The following is a 17,235-nucleotide window of genomic DNA, read 5'->3' as shown; positions in this document are numbered from 1 at the left end:
ACTAGGAACGATCAGCCTGACGTCATGGGCCTTCCGTCGGCCGCATCGTCCTGGGGCAGCCAGATGCTGGCGCCCCATTCGTCGAGTTCGGTGCGGAGGCGTTCGTAGTCGGTCATCGCCCGGCCGATGGTCCGCCAGAACTCGGGAGTGTGGTGGGGGTGGTGAAGGTGGGCAAGCTCGTGGACGAGGACATAGTCGATCAGCCGGGCGGGCAGCTGCATTGTGGCCCAGTGGATGTTGACCGTGTCGTGATGGGAGCAAGAGCCCCAGCGGTAGCCGAGGGGACGGACGTTCAGGTACGCGTCCGGGACATCCATACGACGGGCCCAAGGACGGACGCGATCGGGTAGCCAAGCGCGACCACGGGCGACATACCAGGAGACAAGCGCCGACGCAGCGATATTTCGATGGTCGCTGCGCAGGTGGAGCCGTCCGTTCTTGAGCGCGACTGGGGCGGATTCGGGGTCGTCGATGAGTTTGAGGCGGTGGCTGCGGCCGAGGTAACAGAAGCCTTCGCCATCGATGAAGCGCCGACGGGGGCGTTCGGCTGCCTCGGCGCGGCGCGTGTTGACCTTGGTGTAGAGCCAGGCGAGTCGCGTGCGGATGAGGGCGCCCAGCGCCTCACGGTCGGCATCCGCGGGCACCCTGGCGACGACTCGCGCGTCCCGTTCGACAGTGACGCGTACCCCCGTACGCCCGGCTACTGGCGTCAAGTGAACGGTCAATCCGCCGACCTCCAACGGGCTGTCGTTATCTGCCACCTGCTCGGATTGCTCAGGCACGGCGGCGGCCGACATCCTTTCGGTTGTGCTGGACGATGTCGCGGAGTGCATCGGCAAGGGGGTCGGCTTTCTCACGGGTGTACGGGCAGCTGACGGCCTCCGTCCAGACCTCGGCACGGAAATCGTGCTGGGCGGCGGGGTTGGTCCAGAAGTCCGGCTTGGCGCTGTAGCGCACCGCCATGTCGTACACCTTCTGGGCGAAGACGACGAGGTCGACCCGTATCCCTTCCCCGATGACGCCATCAGTCAGCACGCTGGTGAGCTGCTGGTACAAAGCCTGCTCAAGCGGCGTAAGGTTGCGAACGTCCTCAGGCAGGTCCGAGCTGGCGCCGCTTTCTGTGTCCTTGACCTCCTGTGCCAGACGCTGGAACGCCGCCAGTTGGGCGTCCCAGTCGTCGGCATGCTTTCTGAGGATCTCCTCCACCCGCTGACGCAGCGCAGCATAGGCGGCGGGGTTCTTCCCGAAGTTCAGGTCAATGTGGTTGCGAATGGCGTGGCGCATCATGGACGCCTTCGCGCGGCTGCCGGGCAGCTGCCGGACCTTGGTGGTGAAGTCCTCGGAGGTAAGGCGGGTGGGCTCGATCATCCTGTCCACCCCGAGCGAGTGGACGTGCTGGTTGATGAGTTGCTGGACCTTCGTGCCGTAGGCCGCCGGGTCGAAGGTGTCGTCCTCGCTGAAGCGCTGCCGGGCCAGCTGGGCGGTGAAGGTGAACAGCCGCGCCGCTTCCGCATAGGGACGGGCCGACTCCCGGGGGGTGACGACCGTGTAGGTCTCCAGGAAGTCACGCAGGAGAGTGCGGAAGGCGATCCTGCGATGCTCGTCCTCCAGCGAGTCCACCAGACGGTTCACGGCGCGGATGTCATTGGGGTCGATGAGTTCGCGGGGGAGGTCGAAGTGCTGGCGAAGGGCGGTGCACTGCGCATCCAGCTTGTCCTCCTCGACGACGAAATCGATGGGCTTGCCCTCGCGTTCATCCGCGGCGTACTGGGCCATGGCCTCCACCAGGGCGGTGGCAACACCCGCGTAGTCCACAATCACGCCGGCATGCTTGCCGTCGGCGGTGCGGTTGACGCGGGCGACCGCCTGGAGGAGTTCGGCCTCCTTCATCCGCCGATCCAGGTACATCGCCTGCTCGATCGGAGCGTCGAAGCCGGTCAGCAGCATGGTCCGCACGATGAGGAAGGCGACAGGGCGCCGGGTATCGTCCAGCTGATCGGGCTCCGGGAAGGGGCTGAGGAACGACTTCTGCGCCGCCTTGTGCTTGGACTCCTTCGTCCATTCCTTCCAGCTGAGCGGATCGTTCTGCCTCTCGGAGATGATGGGTACGAAGTCGATCGCCTTCAGCAAGCGCAGGTTCTGGTACGCGGCCAGCAGTGTCTTCTGCTTCGCCTTGAGGTCCTCGGGCCTCATCTCCAGTAGCCGCTGGATCCGCCGCTCGGTCAGGGCCTCGACCTCGGCCACGAGCTCGTCCCGAGCATCCTGGAGCGCCTCGCGGTAGCGGACGGCGATGCCCCGGGAGTGGGCGACAACCTGGCCCTTGAACCCCTCGGGGAACACGCTCTGCACGTAGTGGCGCAGCATGTGGCGGGCCTTGCGTCGGATCATGTCGTCCGCATTGAGCACAGCGGTGGAGTTCGCGTAGCGCTCCTGCAGCTGCTCGTACTCCTCCTCGGTGAGCTCCTCGAACTCCTCCTCCATCGCCTCGTCCAGCTCGGCGCCGTTCTCGAGCGCCCCCCTGATGATGTGCCCCTCATAGTAGATCGGGACGATGGCGCCGTCCTCCTCGGCGTCCGCGATCCGGTACTTGTCGATGAAGTCTCCGAAAATGGTCTCGGTCAGCTTCCGGCGGTTCATCAGGATCGGGGTGCCGGTGAAGCCGATCCGCGCAGCGTTCGGCAGCGACTCCATCAGGTTCTCGTGGAGGCCGGAGCTGTGGGAGCGGTGCGCCTCGTCGACGAGGATCAGGATGCCCTCGTCGTCGTTGACGAGTCCCCAGCCGGCGGCCTTCTGCTTGGCGGCCGAAGTAGCGCGCTCGGCGCGGGTCTTCTCGGTGTCCTGCTGTTTCTGAATCATCACGAAGGCCAGACCGGCGCCATGCCGGGCGAGCACCACCGGCACCTGATCGGCTCTTGTCACCGTGTCGGGCTTCTCCCCGGTCAGTGTGGCCGTCTCCGAAAGCTGATCCTGAAGCTGCTTGCGGTCGGTGACCACGATCACCTTCAAGTGCTCCAGCCCAGGCGCGGTACGCAGCTTGCGTACCAGGAACACCATCGTCAGCGACTTGCCCGAGCCCTGAGTGTGCCAGACGATCCCGCCCCGCTTGTCCTCCTTGCCGTGCACGGTCTTGGTCTCGCCGCGCTGCAACCGCGCAATGGCCTTGTAGACGGCCCGGTACTGCTGGTAACGCGGGCCGATTTTCACCCGTGCCGTGCGCCCCTCGGCGACCTCTACATCCCGGAACAGCACGAAGTTCCGGACGATGTCCAGCAGCCGGCTCGGGTGCAGCACTCCGGCCGCAAGGACTTTCTGCGCCGCGGCGCCGTGATCCTCGGGGACGTAGCTGCGCGCGCGGACGTCCTCGGCGGAGAAGGGATACGGGTCCCGCCACACGTTGTAGTGCTGCAAGCGGGCAGTGAACGTGCCCAGCCGCGCCTGGTCCCCGGTGGTGGCAACCGTCAACTGGACGGTGCGGAACAGCCGTTCGCTGCCTTCCGGGGCGGCCGCGTCCCGCTGGTTCGCGTAGCGCCGGAGCTGTGTGACTGCGGTGGCGATGGCGCCGCCCATCGCGACGGGCTTCTTGCACTCGATGACGACCAGCGGGATGCCATTCACGAACAGCACCAAGTCAGGGGCTATTGTCTCCCCGCCACCGCCCGGGATCGCCATCCGGAACTGCGAAACAGCCAGGAAGTCGTTCCGCTCAGGGTGCTGCCAGTCGATGAACCGCACCGTCTGGTTTCGGCCGCCGTCCCAGTCCTCGAAACCCGGAACGTCCACGCCATCGAGCAGATACCGGGTCGCAGCCTCGTTGGTCGGCACCAACCCGCCGCCGGCCGCGACCACTCCGCGCGCAAGCACGGACACAGCTTGGTCAGCTCGCGCCTCACCTACCCACGAGCTGCCATCCGGCCGCCGGTTGAGTTCGGCGAGCTTCGCTCGCAGGATCCCTTCGAGTATGGAGTCGTCGTAGCCACGACGGACGTAGGAGGGCATGCCCTGCGGCTGCAGCTCCACCCCGGTCGTCCCACGCACGTGACGCCATCCCATGTGGCCACTGGTCAGCTGCGCGATCAGCGGACGCTCGACAAAGTCGTACTCAGGACCGGACTCAGCCATGACCGCACTTCCTTGTGATCGAGGGCCAGCTCTAAGGTTTCACGCCTCGGCACGATTAGGGATTCACCTAAACACGGCATGACACCGCAGGCGCAAGGACTTCGTTTGCCACAGAACATTTCAAAGCCTTGAGTTTGTCCACTTTCTTCTGCGACTCTCGCAAGTTCCCCCATCCCGCACGCTGCAACCTTACAAGGGCGTCTTGCATCTCTCCGCTGACTGAGGGCATGGGCATGGCGCCCAGCATCTTTGAATTGATCGTATGAAGACCGGAGCTCGTAGCACACATACGCACCCAGTACGAGCGAGCATGCTGCGAATTGAGCCAGATTTCCCCGAAAGCAGGATCCACCCGCTCGCCGCGCAGGCGAAAGAGGTGATTCTGATAGAGGGCGCCCACTCCTACATTCTCTACCCGGGCGCACCGGCCAATCTCGTGCGGGCTGGCATGCCCCTCAACAACGAGTAGATCTCCTCGTGCCAGCTGCCAGCGCGCCTGATCCCCACCCCGAAGTTCAAGATATGAAATATCCTCGCCATCGATATATCCACCCTGCACATTAGCGACCCGCAGATACGCATGCGGGCGCACAAGAGGGATGCGGCCAGGTTCCATCGTCACGCCTGCCTGGATCTCGAAGTAATCTCCGACCGAGCCCCACGCGTCCGCTTCTTGACCCAGGATGGAGACCGATGCCGACATCTTCGCGCGCCAAGATGCACGCATTTTCTCGTTAACCATTTCTTCGCGTCGGATTTGATCATCCAGTGCATCCAGGATCTCAGCGATGCGTCGCTGCCTCCTTGTCGATGGCAGCGCAACCTCGATACCTTTGAAGTCTCGGTACCGGAGATTCCATGTATCGCTAACGAGACCCTGGGAGTTCCTGTAAAAGAGATTTACTAGCCGTGAATCCTTGAGCAAGAACTCCATGAATGGCGCGTAGACCTCACCCTCGGGTCGGCATACAGTATAGGCAGGACTGACGATCCCGGATTCAAATGCCACCCCAGACACGCCCTGCCACATCCGCATTGTATTGTATACAATATCGCCCGGATGGACATCCAAATACAAAGCCTTGTCTGCACTGGAAGAGTCACGTCGGCCACTCTCGCTCTGCCGAATAACCCCCTGGTCCGCCGTAACGGATAGGAGGGTAGTCACCCTATGTGCACGCTCTGTGCGCAGTTTAAGAACGTCCCCCAGTGCCACCCTTCGCCAGCCATCACTCATAGCCCAGCTCCTCCAGGTACCCCAGCAGTCGCTTCGCCGACGCCTCGCGTTCGCGTTCCAGGTCCTGCAACGTGACGGCGTACTTGTCGCCCCAGTTGCGGTAGGCGTCGATCATGGCGCGTCGATCGGCAGCAACGAAGCGGTCCATGCGGGCGCGGAGGTCGGCCTTCAGGAAGCCGAGGACGATGTGCTGGGCCTGGTCAGCGGTGAGCTTGTCAGCGGCCGCACGCAGTTCAGTGAGGAAGCCGGCCTTGACTGCCCTCAGATCCTTCTTGGCCGCCGTGAGCCGTTTATTGAGTTTGGCGAGTTCCCCGGTCTGCAGCACATTGCTCAGGTCGGGCTCCTCGTCGTCCTCCCCGTCGTCGCCCTTGGCCTTCTTGGGCGGAGACCCTGCCTTGACCTTCGTGTCAAGGTCGGCGACGAGTGTCTCGGCGGTCTCCAGGCGCTCCACGTAGACGGGGATCAGCTCTGGTACGAGGCGGTGTTCGCGGGCCTTCCGCTGGACGGCGCGGATGCGGGCCCGGGTCTTGGCATCGGCTCCTTCCGGCGGATCGGCGAAGGCGGCCTCGATGCTGGCGACCCAGCGGTCGATGACGCCGGGGAAGCCGGTGAGGGCGAGGCTGCGCAGGTCGTTGCGGGAGTCGAACCACCAGGCGGCGATGGTGCCGGCGAGCTGGTATTTGTCCAGGACCTTCAGCGGCTCCAGGGCCTGGGTGAAGGTGTGGAGGAGTTCGGCGCGGGTGTCGGCGAGCTGCTGGTGCTTGGGGAGTTCGTCGAGCCGTCCGCGGTGCTCCTTCCACCAGGTGTCGAAGGCGGTGCCGAGTTCGGCCTCGCGTTCGGCGGCGAGCGCCGGGATGCGGTCGGCGGCGGCCTCGTAGCCGTCCTCTGGGAAGTCGTAGTAGTCCTCGTCGCGTTCCCGGAAGAGCTGGCTGCCGGTGTCGATGCCGAAGGCGCGGAACTGGCGGGCGCGGTCGCGGACTTCGCTCTTGGGGACGCCGCCGTACAGGTGCGCGCGAACGTCCTGCGGCTCGGGGGGCGGTGTGTTGTCGACGTAACGACGGATGTTGAGGTTGTAGTCGTTCTCCTCCAGTTCCTCGTAGGGCACGACGCGCGCGAAATTCTCGATGTTCTGCCAGCCCCGGTAGGCGGCGACGATCTTCTCGGCGTGCTGGGCTTCGAGGAGGTTCTGGGCGCGGCCGGCAGTGATCTCGCGGTCGGCGTTGATGAACAGGACGCCGTCGCGGCGGCCCGCGGGGGCGCCGTCGCGTCCGCGCAGGATCAGGATGCAGGCTGGGATGCCGGTCCCATAGAAGACGTTGGGTCCGACTCCGATGACGGCCTCAAGCCGCCGGTCCTCGATGATCCTACGGCGGATCTTTTGCTCCTCGTTGCCGCGGAACAGGACACCGTGCGGCATGACGGAGGCGGCGATGCCGTCGGATTTGAGGACGGCCAGCACGTGCTGGATGAACATCAGGTCGGCCTTCTTGCCCGACTCGGGGCACCAGCCGTAGCCCATCCGCTCCGGGTGCTCCATACCCTTGATGCGATAGTTCTGCGCGAAGGGCGGGTTGGTGAGGATGCGGTCGAAGTGCATCAGTTCGCCGGTGCTGGTGGTGTGTTGGGGAGCGGCCAGGGTGTCGCCGTGCTGGATGTTGCCGTCGGCGACCTCGTGCAGAAGCAGGTTCATGCGGGCCATGGCCCAGGCGCTGCCGTTGTCCTCCTGCCCGTAGACGGAGACGTGAGCGGCGTCCCCGCCGTGCTCCTGCACGTACTCCTTGGCGAGGATGAGCATGCCGCCCGAGCCACAGCACGGGTCGTAGACCGACATGCCCTCCTTGGGCTGGACGAGCTGATTCAGCATGCGGATCACGGAGCGGGGGGTATAGAACTGCCCGCCCTTCTTGCCGCCCTCGTCGGCGAACTCACCGATCAGGTACTCGTAGGCGTAGCCGAGCAGGTCGGGGAACTCGAAGTCGTCGTTGCTCAGCCGGTGCCGGTCGAAGTGGTCGATCAGCGACTGGAGGACGGGCTTGCTCAGCTTGGTGTTGCCCGAGCCGCGCTTGAAGTCGATGTATTCGAGGACCCCGTGCAAGGCCCGGTTCTCGTTCTCAAGGCCGGCCAGGGCCACGTTCAGCGCTTCGGCCGGCTCCGAGCGCGACTCCTTGAGGATGGTCTGCCAGCGCGAGCGTTCAGGGACGAAGAACTGGTGCGAGCGGTACGCCGACGGCGACTCGGCCCGTTGCTCGGCCTCGGCCAGCTCCAGCCCCAGCTCCGTGAACCGCTTGATAGCGGCGGCGCGCGCCACGTCGAACTGGTCCGAGGCCCGCTTCAGGAACAGCATCCCGAAGATGTAGTCCTGGTACTGCGCGGCATCCATCTTGCCTCGCAGGATGTCCGCAGCACCGTAGAGGTGCCTCTCCAGCTGCGGGAGCGTGAGCTGGGCCACGAGCGTTTCTCCTTGTTTCTCAAGCAACCTCGCGCCGCGCACGGTGGGTGCTGCGGCGGGCGGGTGCTTGCCTGATCGCCTCAAGAGTAGAGACGGCCTACGACAGTTTCCTCGGTCGCGGCCCTCGTGTCCCGCGCCGCACCGATTCGGGTGCAGTCGTGGATATCGCGAGACGCTCGCCGGGGATCTCCCCGCCGAGTACGCCCGTGAGGAGGGCGGGACGCAGTGCCTCCAGCCGCGCCAGAGTGCGGCGGCAGTTGTCCGCCTGCGCTTCCACCTCGGCCACCGCCTCGGTTAGGAGCCGCTGCTTGGCCAAGGGTGGTACAGCCACCAGCAGTTCCTCGACCATACGGGCGGTGAGGGTGGCGACGGTGCCCACGTTGGCGTGAGCGACGAGTTGATCCAGCACCTGCGGGTGGGAGAGATACGCGATCAGATACCTGGGATCGACCAGCTCGCGACGCGGCCGGATGCGCACGCATGCAGCGTGGTAGATCCAGTCACGCGAGCGTTCCTCTACCAACGCCACTCGACCGATCGCGCCTTGACGGACCATAACCAGGTCGCCTGGCGTTACCCGGAACCGCACCAGCGTGTCTGGCACCTTCATCAGGCTCCGGAGCGACGACCGCTCGGCGATCTTCCCGTCGGCAATGTCGCCAGGCGAGATCACTGGAGTGTTTCCCACCCCGTCGCCCAACCCCTCGAACTGATCACTGGAAGGGCTCGGCGTGACCTCACTCAGCTCCCCCAGCTCCTGGATGCGAGTCACCGCACCCCTCCGTTCTCATCCGGGAGTTGCTAGCTGTTGTGTATCTCAATACGTGTGCGGAATGCGTTGCTTCGACGATAGCACGCGCGTACCTTCTCGGTTGAGGAAAGGCGCCACCACAGCGACGTCACCCTCATATGCCCCATACTGCCCGAAACCACCACAAGAGGCTCTACAGGTCAGGGGCCCGGCCGCTTCGACAACACCCCGGAGAGGGGGTGATGACCGTGTCCGAGGATCCCGACAAGCGTTGGAAGAGGGTCCGCACGACGCTGACCTTGGTTGCCGCGGGGAGCAGCGCCGCGTACCAGCTTCTCCGCATCCTGAACCGCCTGTGGCCGTGGATGCCGTGACCGCCAGCCCCCAGAAACGGTTTGCCGGCCGGGGGGACTGACAGTCACTTCAAGGGTCCCGTCGCATCCAGCGACGGGACTGGCACTCAGAATCAGCATACGGAACCCGCATCGCCACTGGCCAGCCCAAACTCCAAGTTTGAGGCCGTCAACTTGTATCGTCGCACGTGGCTGCCGCCGCGCCCGACAACGAATTCCAGCGCCCCGACGGAGGCATGCCGCTCTCGCTGCTCATCGACAGGCAGCGACTACTACGCGTTCCGCCGCGCCACGGCCCGAGCCCGCAGGACGCCGCCGCAGTGCCGTTCACATGATCTGGGCGCACATTTGAGGGGTCGAACCCATGCACGAACGGTCGGGGGCCGCTCGGCCGTGGGGCCGGTGCTGGACTGGGTCGGGAAACCTTGATCATCCAGCACCGGCAAGCTGATGGGGCGTCGGTTTTATCCAGCACGGATCCAGCACCGGCGGGGTGACGTGGGGTGGCGACAGGTGACGAACCGTCAAATCATCCAGCACATATCCAGCACCGTCGAAGCTACCTGCGGGTACTGGCAGTTGCCCGTATCGCTGTGACCTGCAGGTTCGTCGCTCCAGCGATCATGTGGTATGGCGGGGACTAGACGTTGAAGCGGAACTCCACCACGTCGCCGTCCTGCATGATGTAGTCCTTGCCCTCCATGCGGGCCTTGCCCGCGGAGCGGGCCTCGGCCACGGAGCCGAGGGTGACGAGGTCGTCGTAGGAGATGACCTCGGCCTTGATGAAGCCCTTCTGGAAGTCGGTGTGGATGACGCCGGCCGCCTCGGGCGCGGTGGCGCCCTTCTTGATGGTCCAGGCGCGGGCTTCCTTGGGGCCGGCGGTGAGGTAGGTCTGCAGGCCGAGGGTCTCGAAGCCGACCCGGGCGAGCATGTCCATGCCGGACTCCTCCTGGCCCATGCTCTGCAGCAGCTCCAGCGCCTCGGCCTCGTCCAGCTCGATCAGCTCGGCCTCGATCTTGGCGTCCAGGAAGACCGCCTCCGCCGGGGCGACCAGCGCGCGCAGCTCGTCCTTCTTCTCGTCGTCCGTCAGCTCGTCCTCGTCGACGTTGAAGACGTAGAGGAACGGCTTGGCGGTGAGCAGGTGCAGCTCGCGCAGCGGCTCGGGGTCGAGGCCGGCGGCGAAGACCGTGGTGCCGGACTCCAGGACGCCCTGCGCCTCCTCCGCCGCGGCGACGATCGCGAGCTTCTCCTTGTCCTTGCCGGTGCGGGCCTCCTTGGCCAGCCGCGGCAGCGCCTTCTCGATGGTCTGCAGGTCGGCGAGGATCAGCTCGGTGTTGATCGTCTCGATGTCGTCCTTGGGCGAGACGCGGCCGTCGACGTGGTGCACGTCCTCGTCCTCGAAGGCCCTGATGACCTGGCAGATCGCGTCCGACTCGCGGATGTTCGCGAGGAACTTGTTGCCCAGCCCCTCGCCCTCGCTCGCGCCGCGCACGATGCCCGCGATGTCGACGAAGCTCACCATGGCCGGCAGCTTGCGCTCCGAGTCGAAGATCTCGGCCAGCCGGTCGAGCCGCTCGTCCTTCACCGGCGCGACGCCGACGTTGGGCTCGATGGTGGCGAACGGGTAGTTCGCCGCCAGCACCTCGTTCTTGGTCAGCGCGTTGAACAGCGTCGACTTGCCGACATTCGGCAGGCCGACGATTCCGATTGTGGTAGCCATGAAGGAAACTTCCGCTCGATCTCAAGGCGCTGGGCTGGGGTCCCGCGTGCGCCAGTCACGATACCGGGACACACCCGGGAACCCCTCACCCGAGCCGCGGATCCGGGAGATTCGGCGCGGGTCCGGCGGGTCCGGCCGCCCTACCCCCGGGTCGTCGCGCCGTCGGTGCCCTCGGGCTCCCCGGCGAGCGTCCGGGCGTTCTCCGCCGAGCGCAGCGGCGCCGTCGGGGTCAGCTCGGCCAGCGCCTCCTCCGGGGACGTCACGCGCAGCCGGCGCACATAGCGCTGGTACCAGAGCAGCGCCGCGCCCAGGAAGACCACGACCCCGCCGACGTTGTAGGCCAGCGTCAGCCACAGCGCCTGCCCCTCGGGGAACGTCGACGCCACGAAGGCCACCGCGAAGACCGCGAGCAGGAAGACCGACATGCCGAGGCCGACGGCCCGCGAGCCGAACCGGAAATCGCGCACCGCGCCCTCGAACCGGGCCCGCAGCACCAGGTAGGCGACGAGGATCAGCGCCGGCGGCAGCAGCGCGGTGGCGGCCGTCATATTGGTGACGATCTTCAGCAGGTCGTCGATGGAGCTGCCCGCGCCCAGCGTCGGGATGAAGAGCAGCGGCACCACGATCGCGAACTGGATCCAGGCGCCGACGACCGGCACGCCCTGGCTGTTGAGCGCCACCACGCGCTTGCCGAAGATCCCGTCCGGGATCTCGGAGAAGAAGATCTTCACCGGCGCGGAGGTCCAGATCAGCAGCCCGCCCAGCGTCGCGACCAGCATGATGACGCCGACCACCCGCACCACCGCGCCGCCCGGCAGGCCGAAGTGCCCGGCCGCCGCCTGCATCGTCACGAAGATGCCGTTGCTGTAGGAGACGCTGCTCTTCTTGACGAAGACGCCCATCAGCCAGGTGCCGAGCGAGTAGAGCAGGCCGATCGCCACACCGGAGACGACGATCGTGCGGACGAAGGCGCGGACGCCGCCCTTGAGGTCGTTGAGGTACACGCCGATCGACTCGGCGCCGCCGACGCCCTGGATGATCCACGCCAGGGTGCCCAGGAACGCCCACGCGGTGATGCCGGAGCCCGGGTCGAGCCGCATCCCGCCCGGCGACATGTCGTTGGCCGGCGTGATGCCGCCGAGCAGCGCGCCCGCCCCGGCGACGAGGAAGAGCACCGCCATGACCAGCATCAGCGTCGAGCCGAACGAGGTGACACTGCCGATCCAGCGGGCGCCCTTGGTGGAGACCCAGGTGGCGATGAAGAAGATCACCACCGAGAGCACGGCGATCAGCCACGGCTGGATCGCCCACTCCCGGCCCAGGATCATGTAGCCCGCGTACACCAGCACGATCGGCAGCAGCGAGATGAAGTAGAAGAGGTTGACGAACCAGTAGCAGAACGCCGTGAAGAACGCCCACCGGCCGCCCAGCGACGACTTCACCCACTGGTAGACGCCGGACTCCGAGCGGCGGTTGAGGCTCACCATCTCGGCGATCACCAGGGTGAACGGCACGAAGTAGAGGATCGTGGCGGCGAGGAAGATCGGCGCGGCGAGCGTCCCGATCGCCACATAGTTGTTGATCACGTTGCGGAAGTTGAAGACCGCCGCGATGACCATGCTGAACAGGATCACCGCGCCGATCGACCGGCGATTCGTCATTGAATGCTCCGTTGTTGCTGCTGCTGATGCTGAGGCTGTTGAGGGTGATCGGCTACTTGTTGTGGAAGGTGGCGCCCTCGACGGTGACGTGGGCGACGACCGCCGTCACGTCGGGGGCGGGCAGCACCCGGACCGCCTCACCCGCGTCCACCACGAGGACGGCCCCGCGCGGGACCGTGCGGCGCTCGCCGGCGCCGCGCAGATGATGGCGGTCGGACAGGTCGCTGTAGGCGTCCGCCGCGACGAGGCCGGCGACGGGGGCGACGTCCACCTCCGCGTCCCCGTCGACCGGGGAGAGCACGAAGAGGTAGCGCCGCCGCGCCACGAGGTCCTCGGTGGCCAGCGCGGAGGTGCGGGCCCGCATCGTCGTCAGCGAGTCGCCGACCGAGTACATGACGCCGGGCAGCCGCTCCTCGGCGCGCAGCGCCTGGAGCGTCCGGTCCCACTTGGCGGCGCCGCCGAGGACGTCCTCCAGCTGGGCGTGGTCGCGGAAGATCCTCATGATGCGGTCCCTTCGCGGTAGGAGGAGGCGCCGCCGGAGACGGACCGCAGGTCGAGCTCGAAGCGGAACGGCTCGAAGCGCACCCGGTGGCCGTCCAGCACCTCGCTGCCCCAGGAGTTGGAGCCGAGGCCGAGCACCCGGTGGTTGACGTTGACCGTCACCCGGTCCTCCGCCGCCAGGTCGGTGCGGTGCCGCGCGGCGTCGATCGCCTCCGCGGAGTACGGCCACGCCGAGAACGCGAAGGGGCCGCTGCCGGCCGCGCGCACCGCGAGGCCGTCGCCGTGCGGGTCGGTGAGCGCCATCCAGCGCGCCTCCCCGCGGTTGGCGCAGTCCTGCGGCACCACGTACGGGGTGAACATGGCGTCGACCGTGCTGTGCCAGCGGCCCAGCGTGGCGGCCGCGCGGGAGTCCGGGTAGTTCTCGCCCGGGCCCAGCCCGTACCAGTCGACGGCGCGCAGCTCGGCCGGCACCGCGAAGGAGAGCCCGATCCGCGGCACGATGTCGCGGTACCCGCCGTACGGCTCGCCGGTGACGGCGAGGCGCACGCCGTCGGCGGCGAGCGTCCAGGTGAGGCCGACGGCCATGCCGATGTCCAGGGTGGGCGGCGCGATCCGGGCGGAGACCTCCACCACGACGGCGCCGTCCCGCTCCCGCCACGCCACGTCCCGCACCGAGGTCTGCATCAGCGACAGGAAGCGCGGCGCCCAGAGCTCGTCGTTCTCCTGCTGGTGGTTGTCGATGAGCGGCTTCCAGAACCCGACCCGCGGCGGCGCGGCGAGCAGCTCGCGGTCCCGGCTGCGCCACGTCAGGTCGCCGTTGAGCAGGTCGACCGTGAACCGGTCGCCGGTCGCCGGGGCCGTGACGACGAGCGAAGTGCCCTCGACACCCGTCGTCACGGACCCGGCCGCAGTGGGGCCCGCGGGCGTGCGCGGGCGGTCGGCGACCGCGACCTGGTAGCGGCCCAGCTCGTGCATCGGCTCCGCCCAGGGTCGCGCGGCGGTGGAGAGCACCCGGGCCGTCAGATGCGTCTCGCCGTGCGCCGCGACGTCCGGGCGCAGCTCCGCGCGCCACGAGCCGCCGGGCGGCACCGCGCCGGGGACCAGCGTGCGGGAGCCGACGACGCGCCCGTCGTGCAGCGTCTCCACGACGACCACCGCGTCGGAAAGGTCGGTGAACCAGCGCCGGTTGGCCACCGTGCAGACGCCGTCCGCCCACGTGACCCGCACCGGGCAGATGACCTGCTTGTACTCCAGCAGGCCGGGGCTCGGCTCCTGCCAGGGGAAGACCAGGCCGTCGATGCAGAAGGTGCCGTTGTTGGGGACGTCGCCGTGGTCGCCGCCGTAGGAGTGGTACTCGCGGCCGTCGTCCCCGACGGCGACGAGGCCGTGGTCGCACCACTCCCAGACGAAGTGGCCCTGGATGCTCTCCCACCGCTCGAACACCTGCTGGTACTCGGCGAGTCCGCCGGGGCCGTTGCCCATCGCGTGCCCGTACTCGCAGATGATCCGCGGCTTGGGGTGCGGGTGCTCGCCCATGTCGTTCATCTGCGAGACCCGGGAGTACATGGTGGAGACGACGTCGACGACCTCGGCGTCCCGGTCCTCCTCGTAGTGCACCGGGCGGTACGGGTCGAGCTCCTTGCAGCGGCGGTACATCGCGGGGATGTTGCGCCCGTAGCCGGACTCGTTGCCGAGCGACCACATGACGATCGACGCGTGGTTGCGCTGCGCCCGGACATGGCGCTCGATGCGGTCGGTGAAGGCCGTCCGCCACGCCTCGTCGTCGGTGATCCGGGGGAGGTCGCCGACGTTGGCGAAGCCGTGCGTCTCCAGGTCGGTCTCGGCGACGACGAGCAGGCCGATGCGGTCGCACAGCTCGTAGAAGCGCGGGTCGTTGGGGTAGTGCGCGGTGCGCACCGCGTTGATGTTGTGCTGCTTCATCAGCAGCAGGTCGCGCTCGACGCGGGCCATCCCGACGGCGCGCCCGCGGCGGTCGTCGTGGTCGTGCCGGTTGACGCCGTGCATCATGAACGGCGCGCCGTTGAGCAGCAGCCGGCCCTCGGCGATCGTCACCTCGGCGAGGCCGAGGCGGTGCGGGACGTGCTCGACGGTGCCGTCCGGGCCGCGGACGACCAGGCGCATGTCGTAGAGGTGGGGGTCCTCGGGGTTCCAGAAGTGCGCGTCCTCGACGACCAGCGTGGCGTCGGTGCCGGGTACGACGGGACGGGAGGCGACCGGGCGCGCGCCGTCGTGCACCTCCCAGGTGATCTCCGGGGCGCCGGCGGCGGTCGCGGAGAGGGTGAGCTCGGCGCGGTCGCCGTCCAGGCGGCGGGTGCGGACGTGGAAGTCGGCGAGGTGCGCGGCGGGGCGGGACAGCAGGTAGCAGTCGCGGAAGATCCCGGACGCCCACCACATGTCCTGGTCCTCGAGGTAGGTGCCGTCCGAGTACTGCAGCACCTTGACGGCCAGGTGGTTCTCGCCGGGGTGGGCGACGTCGGTGACGTCGAACTCGGCGGCGAGGCGGGAGCCCTTGGTCATGCCGACGTAGGCGCCGTCCCAGTAGACCTCGGCGTAGCTCTCCACCCCGTCGAAGCGGAGCACGGTGCGCTCGCCGGCCGGGGCCTTCGGGAGCACCACGGTGCGGCGGTAGACGGCCGTCGGGTCGTCGGCGGGCACCCGGGGCGGGTCGACGGGGAACGGGAAGCCCTCGTCGGTGTACTGCAGCCGCCCGTAGCCGTCCACCTGCCACAGGTGCGGCACGCGGACGGTGTCCCACTCCCCGGCGTCCCCGCCGGCCGGCGCGAGGGCCTGCGCGGGGACGCGCGCCGGGTGGTCGTAGAGCCGGAACCGCCACTCCCCGGTGAGGTCGACGAAGCCGCGGGAGTTGCGGCGGTCCATGGTCCCGGCGAGCGCGGCGGACGCGTAGCCGAAGAAGTAGGCCCGCGCGGGCAGCCGGTGGCGGCCGGTGAGCGCGGGGCTCTCCCAGTCGTTCGGTATCGCCGGGTCCGTGGAGTGGAATGTCATGCTCCGGAATGTAATCGGTTTCATTTGCCGGAGCAAGACCCCCTGGCTGCGACATGGATCGCACCGCCGGGCGGCGGGCCCGGCTGCGCGATACTGATCACCTCCGCCCGCGGGTTCCGTGCCCGCACGTTCGAAAGGCCGCCGATGCCCCGACGCAGGCGCGACGCCCCGCGCGCCGTGACCATCGCCGACGTCGCACGCGAGGCGGGCGTCTCCCGCGCGACGGTGTCGCGCGCGATCAACGACTCGGACCTCGTCACGGCCGAGACCAAGCGCACCGTGGAGGAGGCGATCGCGCGCACCGGCTTCGTGATGAACGCGCGCGGCCGGGCGCTCGCCACCGGGCGCGCGGAGACGGTCGGCGTGCTGGTCACCGAGCCGCTGGACGAGCTCTTCGACGACCCGACCTACGGCCGGGTGCTGCGCGGCATCGCGGAGGGGCTGACGGGCAGCGGGTTCCTGCCGGTCATCGTCCAGGCGTCGAGCGAGTCCGAACGGGCGCTGGCGCTGCGCAGCTTCGAGCGGCGCTCGGTCGACGCGGTCGTCCACCTCACCCCGTACCGGGGCGGCGACCTGCTGGAGGCGCTGGCCGGCACCGGGCTGCCGGTGGTGCTCTGCGGGCAGCTCGTCGACTCGCCGTACGAGGGGGTCTTCTCGACGGTCTACTCCGACGACGTGCGCGGCGCGCGGCTCGCCGCGGAGCGGCTGGTGGCGGACGGGCGCGAGCGGGTGGCCGCGGTCCTCGGCCCGGCGGACAACCCGGCGACGGTGGACCGCCGGCGCGGCTACGCGGAGGTGCTCGGCGCGCGCCTGGACGAGGCCCGCACCGTGCACACCGGCTGGGACTCGACGGGCGGCTTCTCCGCGACGGCGGCGCTCCTGGAGACCCACCCGGACATCGACGCGATCCTCGCGGGCTCGGACCGCATCGCCCTCGGCGCGCTCGCCGCGCTCCGCGCGGCGGGCCGCCGCGTCCCGGACGACGTCGCCGTCATCGGCTTCGACGACCACGCCATCGCCGCGAACGCGTCACCCCCGCTCACCACGATCGCCCAGCCCCTCGTCGAGGAGGGCCAACTCGCCGCCCGCCTCGCCCTCGAAATGATCGCCGGGGCCGCCCCCCGCACCGAAATCCTCCCCATGCGCCTCATCCCCCGCACCACCGCCTGACGGCGGTTTCCGGGCTGGCCTGCGCGCCGCGGCACGCGCGCACCACCGTGGGACCGGGCCGCCGGCGGCGCCGCGAGCCGCCGGGCCGACCGGACCGGGCATGGCGTGAACGCCGGCGGCCCGGGCGCTGCGTCCGGCGGCAGCGCGGGCGAACCGCCCCGCGCCCGTCGGGGCGCCCCGGACCGGACAGGCCATCGGAAGGAGCCCCGTCCACGGCCGGAAGGCCGGAGGGCCGACCGGCCGACCGCGC

The 17,235-nt window shown here is 68.3% G+C and carries 11 protein-coding genes; 2 read left to right on the top strand and 9 right to left on the bottom strand.

Annotation, left to right across the window (positions count from 1 at the left end; translation table 11 throughout):
- Positions 1-11 precede the first annotated feature (11 nt).
- The 5 genes from BIV57_RS20900 to BIV57_RS20885 all read right to left on the bottom strand — a co-directional run bounded on the left by BIV57_RS20900 (position 12) and on the right by BIV57_RS20885 (position 8,577).
- The gene (locus tag BIV57_RS20900) at positions 12-782 is read right to left on the bottom strand and encodes a M48 family metallopeptidase (RefSeq protein WP_175548816.1); all 771 of its coding nucleotides are present in this window, start codon (positions 780-782) and stop codon (positions 12-14) included.
- Complete coding sequence (locus BIV57_RS20895) at positions 775-4,119, bottom strand: type I restriction endonuclease subunit R (protein WP_071658412.1); 3,345 nt, start codon at positions 4,117-4,119, stop codon at positions 775-777. The genes BIV57_RS20900 and BIV57_RS20895 overlap by 8 nt, the downstream gene beginning before the upstream one ends.
- A gap of 67 nt (positions 4,120-4,186) precedes the next feature.
- Entirely contained in the window at positions 4,187-5,053 is an 867-nt protein-coding gene (locus tag BIV57_RS24695) for a restriction endonuclease subunit S (protein ID WP_139275746.1), read from the bottom strand.
- 295 nt (positions 5,054-5,348) lie between these two features.
- Positions 5,349-7,805 carry a type I restriction-modification system subunit M gene (locus BIV57_RS26525; protein WP_071658411.1) on the bottom strand — a complete coding sequence of 819 codons (2,457 nt, stop codon included), beginning with the start codon at positions 7,803-7,805 and terminating at the stop codon, positions 5,349-5,351.
- A gap of 97 nt (positions 7,806-7,902) precedes the next feature.
- Entirely contained in the window at positions 7,903-8,577 is a 675-nt protein-coding gene (locus BIV57_RS20885; protein WP_071658410.1) for a restriction endonuclease subunit S, read from the bottom strand.
- Between the two features lie 221 nt (positions 8,578-8,798).
- Between BIV57_RS20885 and BIV57_RS25640 the strand changes: the two genes are divergently transcribed.
- Positions 8,799-8,930 carry a cytochrome P450 gene (locus BIV57_RS25640; protein ID WP_217651750.1) on the top strand — a complete coding sequence of 44 codons (132 nt, stop codon included), beginning with the start codon at positions 8,799-8,801 and terminating at the stop codon, positions 8,928-8,930.
- A gap of 619 nt (positions 8,931-9,549) precedes the next feature.
- Here BIV57_RS25640 and ychF read toward each other — a convergent pair.
- The 4 genes from ychF to BIV57_RS20865 all read right to left on the bottom strand — a co-directional run bounded on the left by ychF (position 9,550) and on the right by BIV57_RS20865 (position 15,815).
- A complete protein-coding gene (gene ychF, locus BIV57_RS20880; RefSeq protein WP_071658409.1) occupies positions 9,550-10,629 on the bottom strand; it encodes a redox-regulated ATPase YchF in 1,080 nt (359 codons plus the stop codon).
- Positions 10,630-10,769: 140 nt separating this feature from the next.
- A complete protein-coding gene (locus BIV57_RS20875) occupies positions 10,770-12,290 on the bottom strand; it encodes an amino acid permease (protein WP_071658408.1) in 1,521 nt (506 codons plus the stop codon).
- A 52-nt stretch (positions 12,291-12,342) separates the two neighbouring features.
- Entirely contained in the window at positions 12,343-12,792 is a 450-nt protein-coding gene (locus BIV57_RS20870) for a NanQ anomerase/TabA/YiaL family protein (protein WP_071658407.1), read from the bottom strand.
- Positions 12,789-15,815, bottom strand: a complete 3,027-nt coding sequence (locus tag BIV57_RS20865; RefSeq protein WP_079170543.1) for a glycoside hydrolase family 2 TIM barrel-domain containing protein — start codon at positions 15,813-15,815, stop codon at positions 12,789-12,791. Before BIV57_RS20865 ends, BIV57_RS20870 begins: the two co-directional genes overlap by 4 nt.
- A 144-nt stretch (positions 15,816-15,959) precedes the next feature.
- Here BIV57_RS20865 and BIV57_RS20860 point away from each other — a divergent pair, with 144 nt between their 5' ends.
- Positions 15,960-16,985 carry a LacI family DNA-binding transcriptional regulator gene (locus BIV57_RS20860; protein ID WP_071658406.1) on the top strand — a complete coding sequence of 342 codons (1,026 nt, stop codon included), beginning with the start codon at positions 15,960-15,962 and terminating at the stop codon, positions 16,983-16,985.
- Positions 16,986-17,235: the final 250 nt, after the last annotated feature.

The sequence above is a fragment of the Mangrovactinospora gilvigrisea genome, assembly GCF_001879105.1.
Taxonomy (GTDB): Bacteria; Actinomycetota; Actinomycetes; order Streptomycetales; family Streptomycetaceae; genus Mangrovactinospora; species Mangrovactinospora gilvigrisea.
This window is presented reverse-complemented; position numbering and strand designations above follow the sequence as displayed.

Coding starts and splice junctions, on each gene's coding strand:
- BIV57_RS24695 (WP_139275746.1), bottom strand. CDS start 5,053: ATGGAGTTCTTGCTCAAGGATTCACGGCTAGTAAATCTCTTTTACAGG.
- BIV57_RS20870 (WP_071658407.1), bottom strand. CDS start 12,792: ATGAGGATCTTCCGCGACCACGCCCAGCTGGAGGACGTCCTCGGCGGC.
- BIV57_RS20860 (WP_071658406.1), top strand. CDS start 15,960: ATGCCCCGACGCAGGCGCGACGCCCCGCGCGCCGTGACCATCGCCGAC.
- BIV57_RS20865 (WP_079170543.1), bottom strand. CDS start 15,815: ATGACATTCCACTCCACGGACCCGGCGATACCGAACGACTGGGAGAGC.
- ychF (WP_071658409.1), bottom strand. CDS start 10,629: ATGGCTACCACAATCGGAATCGTCGGCCTGCCGAATGTCGGCAAGTCG.
- BIV57_RS20875 (WP_071658408.1), bottom strand. CDS start 12,290: ATGACGAATCGCCGGTCGATCGGCGCGGTGATCCTGTTCAGCATGGTC.
- BIV57_RS20895 (WP_071658412.1), bottom strand. CDS start 4,119: ATGGCTGAGTCCGGTCCTGAGTACGACTTTGTCGAGCGTCCGCTGATC.
- BIV57_RS25640 (WP_217651750.1), top strand. CDS start 8,799: ATGACCGTGTCCGAGGATCCCGACAAGCGTTGGAAGAGGGTCCGCACG.